The sequence below is a fragment of the Nocardioides sp. genome (genome assembly GCF_050699375.1).
Lineage (GTDB): Bacteria > Actinomycetota > Actinomycetes > Propionibacteriales > Nocardioidaceae > Nocardioides.
On sequence record NZ_JBOHDN010000309.1, the window covers coordinates 1 to 12,294 of the forward strand.

At 69.0% G+C, this 12,294-nt stretch carries 12 protein-coding genes and 1 pseudogene; 6 read left to right on the forward strand and 7 right to left on the reverse strand.

Annotated elements, in window-relative coordinates; translation table 11 throughout:
* From ACRDPS_RS21935 to ACRDPS_RS21965, 7 genes and pseudogenes are all read right to left on the reverse strand, one after another.
* Window positions 1–3,277: pseudogene (locus tag ACRDPS_RS21935) on the reverse strand (hypothetical protein); the annotation flags it as partial.
* A gap of 151 nt (window positions 3,278–3,428) precedes the next feature.
* Window positions 3,429–3,752: a hypothetical protein gene (locus ACRDPS_RS21940; protein WP_431503788.1), complete on the reverse strand. Its 324-nt coding sequence runs from the start codon at window positions 3,750–3,752 to the stop codon at window positions 3,429–3,431.
* A 54-nt stretch (window positions 3,753–3,806) separates the two neighbouring features.
* Window positions 3,807–5,723: a hypothetical protein gene (locus ACRDPS_RS21945; RefSeq protein ID WP_431503789.1), complete on the reverse strand. Its 1,917-nt coding sequence runs from the start codon at window positions 5,721–5,723 to the stop codon at window positions 3,807–3,809.
* A gap of 2 nt (window positions 5,724–5,725) precedes the next feature.
* On the reverse strand, window positions 5,726–6,088 hold the full coding sequence (locus tag ACRDPS_RS21950) for a hypothetical protein (RefSeq protein WP_431503790.1): 363 nt from the start codon (window positions 6,086–6,088) through the stop codon (window positions 5,726–5,728).
* Window positions 6,085–6,918: a hypothetical protein gene (locus ACRDPS_RS21955; protein WP_431503791.1), complete on the reverse strand. Its 834-nt coding sequence runs from the start codon at window positions 6,916–6,918 to the stop codon at window positions 6,085–6,087. Before ACRDPS_RS21955 ends, ACRDPS_RS21950 begins: the two co-directional genes overlap by 4 nt.
* Entirely contained in the window at window positions 6,915–7,298 is a 384-nt protein-coding gene (locus tag ACRDPS_RS21960) for a hypothetical protein (RefSeq protein WP_431503792.1), read from the reverse strand. Before ACRDPS_RS21960 ends, ACRDPS_RS21955 begins: the two co-directional genes overlap by 4 nt.
* A gap of 37 nt (window positions 7,299–7,335) precedes the next feature.
* Entirely contained in the window at window positions 7,336–7,593 is a 258-nt protein-coding gene (locus ACRDPS_RS21965) for a hypothetical protein (protein ID WP_431503793.1), read from the reverse strand.
* A 112-nt stretch (window positions 7,594–7,705) separates the two neighbouring features.
* On the opposite strand from ACRDPS_RS21965, the gene ACRDPS_RS21970 reads away from it, so the two are divergent.
* The 6 genes from ACRDPS_RS21970 to ACRDPS_RS21995 all read left to right on the forward strand — a co-directional run bounded on the left by ACRDPS_RS21970 (window position 7,706) and on the right by ACRDPS_RS21995 (window position 12,250).
* Window positions 7,706–8,545 (forward strand): GntR family transcriptional regulator, encoded by an 840-nt coding sequence (locus ACRDPS_RS21970; RefSeq protein ID WP_431503794.1) that lies wholly within the window; start codon window positions 7,706–7,708, stop codon window positions 8,543–8,545.
* Window positions 8,542–9,486, forward strand: a complete 945-nt coding sequence (locus ACRDPS_RS21975; protein ID WP_431503795.1) for an asparagine synthase C-terminal domain-containing protein — start codon at window positions 8,542–8,544, stop codon at window positions 9,484–9,486. The genes ACRDPS_RS21970 and ACRDPS_RS21975 overlap by 4 nt, the downstream gene beginning before the upstream one ends.
* Before the next feature lie 63 nt (window positions 9,487–9,549).
* Window positions 9,550–10,242, forward strand: coding sequence for a hypothetical protein (locus ACRDPS_RS21980; RefSeq protein WP_431503796.1), 693 nt, complete (start codon window positions 9,550–9,552; stop codon window positions 10,240–10,242).
* A 27-nt stretch (window positions 10,243–10,269) separates the two neighbouring features.
* Window positions 10,270–10,746, forward strand: a complete 477-nt coding sequence (locus ACRDPS_RS21985; RefSeq protein ID WP_431503797.1) for a hypothetical protein — start codon at window positions 10,270–10,272, stop codon at window positions 10,744–10,746.
* The gene (locus ACRDPS_RS21990) at window positions 10,746–11,063 is read left to right on the forward strand and encodes a hypothetical protein (RefSeq protein WP_431503798.1); all 318 of its coding nucleotides are present in this window, start codon (window positions 10,746–10,748) and stop codon (window positions 11,061–11,063) included. The genes ACRDPS_RS21985 and ACRDPS_RS21990 overlap by 1 nt, the downstream gene beginning before the upstream one ends.
* A gap of 35 nt (window positions 11,064–11,098) precedes the next feature.
* Window positions 11,099–12,250: a hypothetical protein gene (locus tag ACRDPS_RS21995; protein WP_431503799.1), complete on the forward strand. Its 1,152-nt coding sequence runs from the start codon at window positions 11,099–11,101 to the stop codon at window positions 12,248–12,250.
* Window positions 12,251–12,294 lie beyond the last annotated feature (44 nt).

A 12,294-nucleotide genomic window follows, 5' to 3' on the forward strand; every position in this document is an offset into this window, starting at 1 on the left:
CGGCAGGGGTGCCGTCCTCGTCGCCCTCGTCGTCGAAGAGCCAGGAGAACTCGATCTCCCACACCCGCGGCCGGGCGGTCCCGATCCGGGGCGCCTTGATCGTCGTACGACGGATGCCGCGGTCGTCCTCGGTCCGGATCACGCCGGCATCGGCCAGCGCTTCGGCCAGGCCGCGGCCGGTGTAGGTCAGCTCGTCGTGCTCGCGGCGGCTCTGGGCCACCAGCGCCGAGTGAGCCGCACCCGGGTTCAGCCAGACCTTCTCGCCGTCGGTCCAGCCGATCGCCTCGCCGCGCTCGCGCCACACCGGAAGCGGCGCCTGCCCGGGCTGAGCCGCCGGAATCGTGTTGATGGGGTCCTGCTCCCACCCACACAGCGTCTCTGCTCCCGACGGCGCCGAGACACCATCGCGGGCGCGCAACGTCGCCTTGCCCTGCATCAGCAGCGTTCGCATCAGCTCGCGGACCCGGTCGGACGCGGTGCGACGTGCGGCGCCGGCCATCAGGTGGCGCTTGCACTCAACCAGGCCGTCCCAGGCTCGCGCCCAGTGCTCGGCGTGCTCGGCCGCGGTGATCGCGGAACGCTCCTCGGCCATGGCGAGCATCGCCCACCAGCCCACGGCCAGGTCTGCCACCGACTCCGAGTGACGCGCATCAAGACCAGGGTCAGCCGCGTTCTCGTCGCGCAGCTCGGCCGCCAGCTCGGCTCGCTTCTCGCGCAGCGTGTCATCGAGCGTGCCCTTCACCGGGGCGTAGTGGCGCACCAGCGCCGCCGTCAGCGAGGCGCGGCGCTCCGGGTCGCCGTTGCTGTCGAACAGCTCCAAGTCCGCCAGGTTCACATCACCGCGGCCGACCTTCAGCGTCACGATGCGCGACTCCGCGGACTCAACCGTGGTGGTCTCCTCACCGGTCACCAGCGGCAGCGACCGCGGCGGGTGCATCGCGCGTACGCCGCCCTCTCGCTTTCCGCGGGCCTTGCCGGTCCGGTTGAACTGGGACCGGGCGATCACCGCGCAGCGCACCGACGCGCGCTCGGTGCCACGGTCCGGGGCCAGGTCGTCCAGGGGCAGCAGCACGTCGCCGGCGCGGTAGCGCAGCTCCTCGAGCGCGGTCACCGTGCCGGCGTCCTCGCCAGCTCCGGCGCCGGGCATCCGGTCGTGACGAGCGCCAGGCGCACAGTGCTGGACCGCGAACGCCGCAACACCCGTCTTGCCCGAACCCTTCGGCCCGAACGGCATGACCGTCGTACGCGAGAAGCCCAGGGGCGCCCGGTAGGCCGCGCCCAGCAAGGGGGCAGCCACGCGGGACGGGACGACCTCGAACAGGCACACCGACGCCATCACCGCATCGCGCAGCTCGGCGCGGGTCGCCGGCGAGGCCGGCAGCTCGAACGGGGCCAGGACCTCATCGAACTTCACCCGGACATCAGAGACCGGGCCGTTGGCGTCGATCCCGCCGCCGGCGTGGAGGTAGACCCAGCGGCCGGCGATCTCTTGCCACCCGAGAACGCCGTACATCACCGTCAGCGGCACCGGACCCGACGTCGCCATGATCGCGTTGCGCAGCGTCGAGCGACCGCCGCCGGTGTCTTGGAACGTCGCCGGCCAGGGCAGCTCGTTGACCCAGGTGCAGTTCTTCCAACGGTCCAGCTCGACCGCGCGCATCGTGTGCGTCTCGCCCTCGCGGTCGGCCACCAGGTCGACGTGAGTCATCAGCGCCGGCGACCCGTCGCACAGGTCCTCGACCCAGCGGCCCGCCAGGCGCACCCGCACCGGCAGGATCTCGGTCAGCATCTCGGTCACCTGCGTGACGGCGCCGGCCCGGTCGCGCTCGACGTCGGTCTTGACCTTGAACAGACCCTCCGGGTTCGCCTCGAACTTGTCGCGCAGGATGATGCGGCGCCGGGGCACATCGCCCCATCCGCCACCGCCACCAGGTCGACGTTCGCCACCGTCGCCACCTTCGCCACCGCCACGACCCGGGAACGGCAGAACTTCGCCACCGGTTTCGCCACGGTCTTCGCCACCGGTTTCGCCAGGGGTCGCCGGCGCCGGCGACACGTTCGCCATGGCGGAAACTTCGCCACCCGCCGTGGCGGAAACTTCGCCACGGTCTTCGCCAGCGGTTTCGCCAGCGGTTTCGCCAGCGGTTTCGCCAGCGGCGATCCTCGCCACCAGGTCCTCGCGGGTCAGCGGCACCAGGTCCGCCAGGCCGTAGCCGGCGGCCAGGTGGTCGTGAGCGTCGTTGCCGTCGACCGGCTCGACGACCTCGACACCGAACGCGACCGGCGCCAGCTCCTCGAGCAGGCGCAGCGCGTGCTTCCAGCCGGCGACGTCGCGATCGCAGATGATCCGTACGAACTTCCCGCGCAGAGCTTCGGTGTACTGGGGCAGCCAGACAGCCGAGAAACGCCCGTCAGAGTCGCCGGCGCCGAATGGTGCCGTGGTGGACGCGCTAGGGCCTCCAGCGTCGATCTGAGCCGCTACAGCGTCCGAATCCTTCTCGCCCTCGCACAGGTAGACCACGCCGCCCGCGTTCGGGTTCGAGGCCAGCACCGCGGGCAGGTTGTAGAGCACCCGCCGGGCAGCCGCCGGGGCGCCCTTGGTCGGCTTGCCGTTCTTGTCGTAGCGGCGAGCCGAGAACTTCGCCATCCCGCCACGCCACCGGCGGATGTCGAAGACCTTCTCGCCAGCCTCGTCGCGGTAGACGTACGTCGCCACCAGCTCGAGGCGATCGCCACCGGTTCCGCCACCAGCTTCGCCAGCCGCTTCGCCGCGCTTTCGCCGTGGCGAAGACTTCGCCACCTTCTTCGCCACCGGGTTCGCCACCGGCTCGCCATGGCGAAGTTCGCCACCGGCGGTGGCGGAGATCTCGCCACCCGTTTCGCCATCGTCGCCACGTGGCGAAACCTTCGCCACTGCCTTCGCCACCGGGTTCGCCACGGTGTTCGCCACCTTCGGCGACTTCGCCACCCGTGGCGAATAAGAGCGCCCGCGGAAGGGAGGGGTGTCGTAGCGGTCCGCGTCGACCAGGCCGATCGCGGCGAGGACATCGTGCCGGTTGCACTTGCGCTGGCAGTAGACGAACGTCTCGCCTCCGCCGCGCTTGTTGACCTTCCAGGTCACCGACAATGACGGCTCGTGGTCATCGTGCGCCGGGCACCGAACGTAGGCCTGCGTCGCCCCTGGCGTGCCAACCACAACGCCGGCCGCGGCCAGCGCGTCAATCACGCGGTCGTAGGAGGACCCGTCGGTCACTTCTTCAACTGGAGCGGAGCTCACTGGTACTCTCATTTCGTCGCATAGCTAGGGAAAACGTCGCTTCGCGTGGCGAAACGCTTGTGACAACCCGGGAAAGCCAGCCAGCAAACCCGTTCTTTGACCCCCGACGCTGTTGGCGCAGCGGAGGGGGTCACCTCTTTGTTCAGCTCATCTACGCGGCCTTGCCCTCGGCCGGCGTCGCCACCAGGCGCGCCAGCTTCGCCAGACCGTCCGCCGCCTCGAGCGCAGCGGCAGGGTCCTTCTTCATCGCCGTGATTACCCCGGGATCCAGCAGCCCGATTCGCAACGCGGCGACCAGCGCCAGCGCCACGTCCTCGGGCAACTGCACCGCAGCTCCTCGCCCCGCGCGCTTCTCCAGAAGCTCCGCCGGCAGGAGCAAGCGCGCCAGCACGTTCACGCTGTTTCGCGAACGACCAGACGCGTTGACCACATCCGTCAGCGACCAGGCATCCCCGCGTGTTTTCTCCCGCTTCATGGGTCAAAAACGTAGGGGTTTCACACTCAAAAGCGCCCGAGACACGCCGCGCGATCATGCGGTTTCCTCGCTCGTCGCGCGGGGGCGGTTGCGCTCCCAATGGGCCAGTTGAGACGGCTTGTAGACGTCCGCGTTGCCGCGCTTGCCGACCGCCTGGGGGAACTCGCTACCGGCCCGGCGCTTGGCCTTTTTCAGGGCGTCCTTGGCCTTCTTCAGGTCCGGGGAGAACCCGGTCAGAATGCCCTTCTCCAGGGCCTCCGTCAGGGTCACCGGACGCTCAAACTGGATCACGTTTTCGCGCTTTGGCGCTTCCACGTTTTCACGCGAAACCGGGGACTCCTCGGGGACTGTCCCCCGCTGTTCTCCCAGGTCAGAAGGCATCGCGGGGACAGGGGACGGCAGCGCCAGGAGATCGTCGTGAGCCTCCAGAACCTCGCCCGAAACCACCGGCGAACCGGGCAGATCGCCCACCACCAGGCGGCCGAAAAAGTCGTCCACAGACGGCGCGATCTCGGGGGTGTCCAGACCCTCCGGGAAGATCGACCAGGCCGCCTCCTGCGCCTCCTCCTTCTCCCACATCGTGGTCTGAGTTTCGACCACCTCTTCCATGACGACCTGGACCCGGCCGCGGTGCCGCGAAGACTTCGGCATCGCGTGAGCCTTGCCCACCAGCATGTTCCAGTTGCCGTAGGTGAACCGGCCCAGGATGCGGCAGGCGTAGTTCTCGCGACCCTCGGGACCACCCATCGTCCGGGCCGTCGCGCTCTGCGCGATCGACCACAGGTGCATCATCGGCTCACGGCCCATGAACGCCAGCTCGTTGAGCGCGTCCAGGGCCGGCGGGGTCGTCGGGTCCTCCTTGGTGCGGGTCTTGGCCCACCACGACTTGATCGCGCCCACCATCGTGTTGCGCTCCTCGACCACGACCAGGATTCGCGGACCCGGCCAGGCGTCCTCTTCGTCGTCGGTGAGGATCTGACGACGGTCCAGCTCCGCACGAAGGCGAAGGAGAGCCGCGGAGATGTCGGCAGGGTCGCGGACGTAGAGCACCCGCGGGTGACCCTTCAGCCACCGGTGAGAGGTGCGCTTCACATCGAGCACCACGACCAGGCCGCCGTGCATCAGAACGTGGATGATCGCCGAACGGGTCAGCATCGACTTACCGCCACCGGTGCCGATCGAGACCGCGACGTGCGGCGACTCCGAGTCCAGGTCGATAGAGACCGGCTTCTTGCCGCGGGTCAGACCGATCACCGGGGCCGACTCGTCCGCGGCTTCCATGTGCTCGCGGATGTCGTCGGCGGTGACGAGCTTCGGGACCCGGGCGCGGTGCTTGTAGGTCACCGCGGGGAACTCACCCTGCATCGCGTAGGAGGCGATCATGTCCGCGCTAGACAGGCCCAGCTTCTCGTAGACATAGCCGTCGATCGCGCCGCGCATCGAGCGACCGGCGCGCAGCGTGCCCGCCTCCTCGGGGCCGGCGTAGAAGCTCACCGGCAGCTCGAGGCGGATCTCGGCGTCCTCGTCGCGGAAGTTCATCGGGACGTGGATCCAGTGCCGGGGCTTCATCTCCGGGCCGTACCCGAGCTGCGGGGCGAGCGCCTGGTGCAGCGGCAGGACGTAGCGGCGCATGTGCTCGGCCTCCCGCACCCGGCGGTAGGTCGCGGCCGCGTAGATCCCCAGGCCCATGCCGGAACCGATGACCAGGGCCGTCGCGGTGAGCGTCTGGTGATTGGTCCAGCACCACCAGATGCCCACCAGAGCGGCCGGGATCCCCAGCCGCCAGAGTCCGCGCTTCCAGCCGGCCATCAGGTCCCACTTGTACGGCTCGCGCGTGCCGAAGAACGACCGGCGGCGCGCGTCAGCCACCGCCCACCCGTCACCATCGGCGAAGAAGGTGGCGTTCGTCTGCCGCTCGCCAGAAAGCGGCATCCCGAGGACGTAGCGGAACGGCAGAAGAATCAGCCACATGATCATTTCTTGCTCCCTCCATTGGCGATCGAGGCCGCCGCCAGGGCGGTGCCAATCGCGATCGTTGCCACCGAGACCAGCGCGAACGCGATGGTGTTCAGCGACACGAAGGCGACGATCTCGACCAAGGCGAGCGCCCCGAACAGGACCATCGCCTTCTTGTTTTTGCGGCGGCCGTGCTTCCACGCCTTCTTGGTGTTGGTCCAGGCCCGGCGAGCCAGCGAACGGCCGGCGGGACCCTTCCCACCACCGCGACGAGCTGCGCCGCCCTTCCCCTTGGCTTTCGCATCGCCGGTCCGCGAGTGCTCGCCGACGTTGACCTGCCTGCCGTTGACGGTGCGGGTGTAGCTGCGAACGTTCCTCATGCCGCACCCCACTTACCCGCGTCGGCGAGAAGGAGCGCGGCGGGCAGGTGCAGCGCCTCGACCTCGGAGAGGTACAGCGCGCTCAGCGGCGCCGTGGTCGCTCCTCGAACCGCCCAGAACCGGCCAGGCGTGCGCGACGTCGCGGCCAGCGGGCGCGACAGGCCACCGGTGAACACCGGCCAGGCCTGAGTGCCCACACGGCCCGAGACGATGCGTACGCCGTACGCCTCGCGAGTGGTCGCGGCCAGCGAGGACCCCGAGTTGGTCGCGGCCACCATGTGCAGCCCGAGCATCGGTGAGGCCCACTCCAGCGCCGCCAGCGCCTCCACGGCCGGCGACACCTGCGGCTCGCCCCAGGAGCGGCGCTCGGTCCAGCGCGCTTGCAGAGCCTCGGCCAGGCCGGCGCGGTGGTCGATCGCCACCACGACCCGACGGGCGGTCAGGATGTCGGACGCCGCGACGTTCTCGCGGCGCTCCAGCTCCTTACCCAGACGGACAAGCTCAGCGTGAATCTCGTCGATCCGGCCGGCGTGGGTCACGTCCACGTGAGCCTTGGCCCAGCTCTGCCGGGCGGTGCGGTCCAGGACGACGACCTCGGCGCCATGGGCGAGGACCTGGCCCAGAACCGAGCGCATCAGCCCCGACGTGCCCGAACCGGTGTCACCGACCAGGAGCGTGTGCGCGAAGTCGAGATCCAGCATCATCGCGCCGTCGGTCTCGCCCAGGCCCAACACGACCTGGCCCGATCGGGCGCCCTCCAGAGCCTCGCGTACGTCCTCGAGGCGGACCCCTGCCGGCGGCTGCGCCGGCGACTTCCTGATGAACCTCATCGCGCACCTCCAGCCCGGAGCGCGGCGCGCTCAGCCCGCGGAAGGAGAGGCAGCACATCGGCGATCTCGTCGGACTCCTCGTCCAGGTCGCCACGGTCCGGCTCGCCTGCACCTGCGCCAGCCGCACGGCCCCACCGGATCAGGTCGCTCAGGTCCAGGTCGACGTGCTCGACGCGAGCGCGGACCTTCTCGGACTTCGGGAAGTCGACGACCTCCGCGACATCAGAGCCGCGCTCCGCGGCCACCATTCCCGCGTGCTGGCCGCGAACTGCCATCCGAACGATCGCGGCAGCCACACCGCCGGCACCGAGAGTGCCGGCGCAGATCACCATCTGCCCGCCCAGGCTCAGCGGCTGGGTGAACCAATCGAAGAATTCCATCATCAGTGACCACTCCTCATCTGCGTTGCCGGCGTGCTCACGCCGCGGTCCCGACCAGGCGGACGTACTTGATCTGCTCGACGCCCTGGCGAACGTCGTCGCGGACGCTCTGGCGGAGATCGGCGGTCACCTGGTCAAGCTCCACGTGCATCTCGCCGAGCGAGTCGCGGACCTCGCGAAGTCGGTGGGACGAGACCTTCCGCGCGTCCACCATCTGATCGAGCATCGCCGCGAGCTCGTCGGCGTACTTCGCCAGGAGCTCCGTGGTGTTCGCCGCTTCAAGCTGAACCTTCATGGTCAAACCTTCCTGTGCTGAACCTTCACGTGATGAACCTTCACAGGAAGGTTGCCACGAGTCGCGGGGCGTTGTCTACCGTTTCGAGCCAAACCTTCCTAGGATGGTTCGCATGGAGACGACAGAGACGGCCGGTTCTCCCGGCGTGCGCGTAGACGAGCTGGAGCGACAGTTGCTCGCCGCGATCGACCGCGGGGACTACAAGCCCGGCGGTCGGCTACCGCCGATTTCCGACCTCGCCGTCGAGTGGGAAACCCACAAGAACACCGTCTCGAAGGTGATTCAGCGCCTGAAGACGATGGGCGTTCTGACAGGGGCACAGGGTGGAACTACTCGCGTTCGGATCCAGCCCGAGAGGATCGTTCGCCGGCAGCCCGAGCGCTACCGCGAGGAAAAGCGCAGCGCCCTGTTGCCTGATGGTGAGCGCGGCCAGATTGGCGCCACCGAGCTCGACACCGGTCTCAGCAAGTCTGATCTCAGCTTCGCCCCAACGGTCCGCTCGATCGAGCCGGCGGACGACGAGCAAGCGGCCCTCTTCGGCGTCGCGCCCGGAACGCAGCTCCTGGCGCGCCAGTACTACACACGTGCCCGGAACTCCGAGCGGCTCTTGGGCAACGGCAAGTCGTACCTCCTGCACTCTGTCGCAGAGCGCAACCCGGCCCTGCTCAACGAGAGCGACAAGCCATGGGAGGGCGGCACGATGCACCAGCTGCTCACCGTCGATGCTGAGCCGGCCTACGTCGTCGACCGGGTCACCGTGAGACCTCCACGGCCCGAGGAGGCGGAAGCCCTCGCGATCCAGGCCGGCGTATCGGTGTTCGTGTTCCGGAAGCTCACCTACGACGCGAACGACCAGCTCCTCGAGTACTCCGATTTCGTCCTTCCTGGCGACATCACCGAACTCGTGTATCGAGTCGACCTGCCCACATGGAAAGAAGGAACGGACGCGTGACCCGCACGAACGACCTTGCCGAACCCACCGCTCAGACGCTGACTGTCTTCGACGGGCCACGCGACATCGACAACCCGGGCGACGCAGCATCTGCCGTGGTCGACCTCCTAGACCAGTGGGGGAAGGAACGTCTTCAAGCTGGCCCCCGACCCGCGCTCATGCTGTCCGGCGGGATCGACTCACAGCTCCTGGCCGCGGTTTACGAGGCCCAAGGCCTCAACCCTTTAACCGTGACCGTCGCGGTTCCTGGCTCCCCTGACGCAGTGGGCGCAGCCTCTGCCGCCGGCCACCTCCGGCTCGACCATCACCTCATCGACACCCGCGAGGTGGTCGGACGGTGGCGTGAGGTGGCAACCGCGCTGGAGACCGACGAGCTTTGGGAAGTCACAGCCGGAGTCCCCCTCGTCGCGGTTTTCTCGCTGCTGAACGATCTGGGCATCACCGGCCCAGTCATCTCCGGCGGAGGAGCTGACGCGGTGTTCCTGGGCGGCTGGTCCCCCAGCGGCGCACTTCGCGGTGAGCAGTTGCGACGTGCGGCCGCGACTCTCAGTTTCCCGATTCCCGACTTCTACGAACGCCTCATCGGACCCGACGGGAAACAGCGCTACGTACAGCCGTACGCCACCCAGGCGATGTGGAGCACTGCCGCCCGACTCACCGAGAGCGCCCTCTACGTCGACCGCGGCGGCGTCGCCTACGACAAGGCAGCACTCCGCGAGGCCGCGGTGCGCCTGGGCATCCCCCGACACTTGGCCTGGACGACGAAGGACCCACTCCAGAAGTCCAGCGGCCTAATGGGACTCCTTGCCGACGAAGCTCGAGCCTGGCTAGCTCGCAGGCCGCTGGCCACTCACTACAGCGACCCCCGGACCGAGCCCGCCGAACAGGCTCTAGCGCGCCTCTGGCTCGCCACAGGCAAGACCGCAACCGATAGCCGGTAGACACCACTGTTTAGCGTGAATGCGCTATAGCGTTTTCACGCTAAACAGTGATAGCGTGGCCCTATGGCATTGATCATTGGCTACGGCAGCGGCGACAAAGGCGGCGTCGGTAAATCCACCGAAGCCCTGATCACCGCGCGCATCCTCGCCGAAGACTTCAACGTGCTGTTGGTCAACGCCGACAGCGTGCGAACCGTCGTCCGCGTGATCAACCGCGGCCAGGACGAGCACTTCCCGTTCGACCTCGCCGACGCCGTCGGCGAGCTGGACAGGCTCGCCGACCTCCGCCGCGACAGCCCGTATGACTTCATCGTCGTCGACCTGCCCGGCGTTGCGGTCGGCGCCTTCCAGTCGATGCTCACTGGTGCCGACGGCAAGCCGATCGCGGATCTCCTGGTGATGCCGTCCAAGGCGGAGTTCATCGAGCTCGAGGCCACGGTGGACGCCATCGACAACGAGGTAGCCCCGACTGGTCTGCCCTACTTGCTCGTGCTCAACCAGGTTCCGACCCAGCGCTTCCCGCTCGCCGAAGAGCGACGCGAGGAGCTGCGCGGACGCACGCACCGCCCGCCGGTCAAGGTCGCCGACACGATCATCCGTCACTCGATGACCTACTTCGACGCTCACGAAGGCGCGATGACCGTCATCGACATGCCAGGCGCCCGTTCCTACGCCCGGATCCTCGAGGCCGAGCAGCGCGCCCTGGTCAACGAGATCCGCTCCATGCTCAACACCCCGGCTTCCCGCCGGCGCTAACCCATCACCTCGGAAGGACCAATCACCATGGCTGCACGCAAGCGCGCACCGCTCTCCGTCGTCATCGACACCGACGGCCACCCCGAGGACGTCACCACCGCACAGCCCAGCGCCGGCGACGTCCAGGCGGCCGAGGCCGCGTCCGAGTCTGAGACGCCGGCACCGGCCAAGAAGGCGACCAGGAGCCCGCGGAAGAAGAGCACCGCCACGCCGGCGAAGAAGACCACCGCCCGGAAGCCGGCCGCGAAGAAGCCGGCGGCGCCGGCCGAGCCCGAGGCAGAGCCGCTGCGCGTGAAGGGTGTCGACACCGCCGACGCCAAGCGCGCCTCGCTCTACCTCCACCCCGACGACTACCGCGCGCTCCAGCTCGCCAAGCTCGACGACGGCGCCGACCTCAACTCGCGGATGCGGGCGATGATCGCCCTGTGGCAGCACAACGCCCGGTTCCGCGCCGCGGTCGACCGGCTCGCCAAGGACGCACCCCGCGGCGGAAGCAAGTTCTGATGAGGCGAAGCATCCACGAGCCCCGCAAGAACGGGCCGGACTCCAACGTTCGCGCGCTCGCCGACCGTTGGAAGTCCGACGCCGAGCGCTACCGGAAGTACGCCGAGACAGGGCCGAACCCCGCCCTTCACCAGGCGATCGCACAGACCTTGATCAACGCCGCCGACGAACTCAACGGAGCGCTCGCCCAGGACCACCGCGCCCGCCTCCTCCGCGAGGTCGAGGCCGAATGGGAAGCAGCCCAGCACACCGACGACGAGGACGAGAGCGGCCTTAGCGCCCGCTTGATCGACCGCATCCCCAAAGACAACTCCTAAGCACTGGCCCCACCCAGCCAGAGAGGTAGAGACCGATGACCAGCACCACCGCACAGCCCGCAGCGCCGGCGCAGCAGTCACGCCGGCTCATCCTCGTAGGCGCCGCAGGCGTCGCCACGATCGCCACGACCAGCGCCTACATCGCGATGGTCGGTTTCGGCCGCGACGTCGTCGGCATGTCCACCGGCGTTGCCTACGCCACCGCCGGCATCCTCGAGGCCTGCCTCGTCATGGTCGCGATCATGGCTCGCGAGGCCGCCCAGCAGCAGCGCCCCAACGGTCTACTCCTGTGGCTCACTTGGGGCTTCTCCGGCGCCTCCGCCGTCTTCGCCGCCTGGCATGAGATCGCCCTTGGGCACTCCGCGGCCGCCGCGGCGTTCCGGTTCATCGTCCCGTTCCTCGCGGCCCTGATGTGGCACCTGGTGCTCGTTGGCGATCGCCACTTGGCCACCGGCCGCACCTGGTCGCAGCTCCGCGCCAGCGCCCGGATGCACACCGCGCTTGAGGCCGTCGAGGACTACCAGGACGCCTGGGACCTCCACCACGACTCCGAGCGCGGCGGCACCGCCGCTACCCGGCGCCAGCTCGATCGCGCACGCCAGCAGATGAAGCGCGCCGGCCGCGTCGTACGCCGCACCGTCGACCCCGCTGCCATGGACAACGAGATCTCCACCTTCGTTGCCGCCTTCGAGGCCTTCGGCGCCGGCGTCATCACCGTGCAGCAGCTCCAGCACCGCGCCCGCCGTATCGAGACCGGCGACACCGCCACGATCCACGTTGAGCAGCTCGCCCCGATGCCCGAGCCGGGCCGGGTCGCCGGCGCCCTCCAGGCCGCCGTAAACGCCCCCGCAGAGCAGCCCGCGAGTGTTTCCCCGGCCGAGGGGCCCGAGGACGTCACAGAGGCCGTCACGGAGCCCTCAGAGCCCGTAGAGCCTCCCGCCCGGCCGCACCTGGTCGGGGTACCCACGATGCCCGCGGAAGAGAAGGTCAGCGAGCAGCACGCACCCGAGCCCGAGCCGCCGGCCAAGCACAGCGACGACACCAGCTCGACCGTCGAGCTCGCGCTCGAGGCCGCCCGTCTGCGCGCCGACGGCCACAAGGTGAAGGAGATCGCCCGCCGGCTCAGCGCCACCGCCGGCCGCCCCGTCTCCGAGCGCACTGTCTACCGCTGGACCAAGGCGAGCTGAACCGCTCCCCCCCGCATCACCCAGTCGCGCCGTGCAGCTCGCAC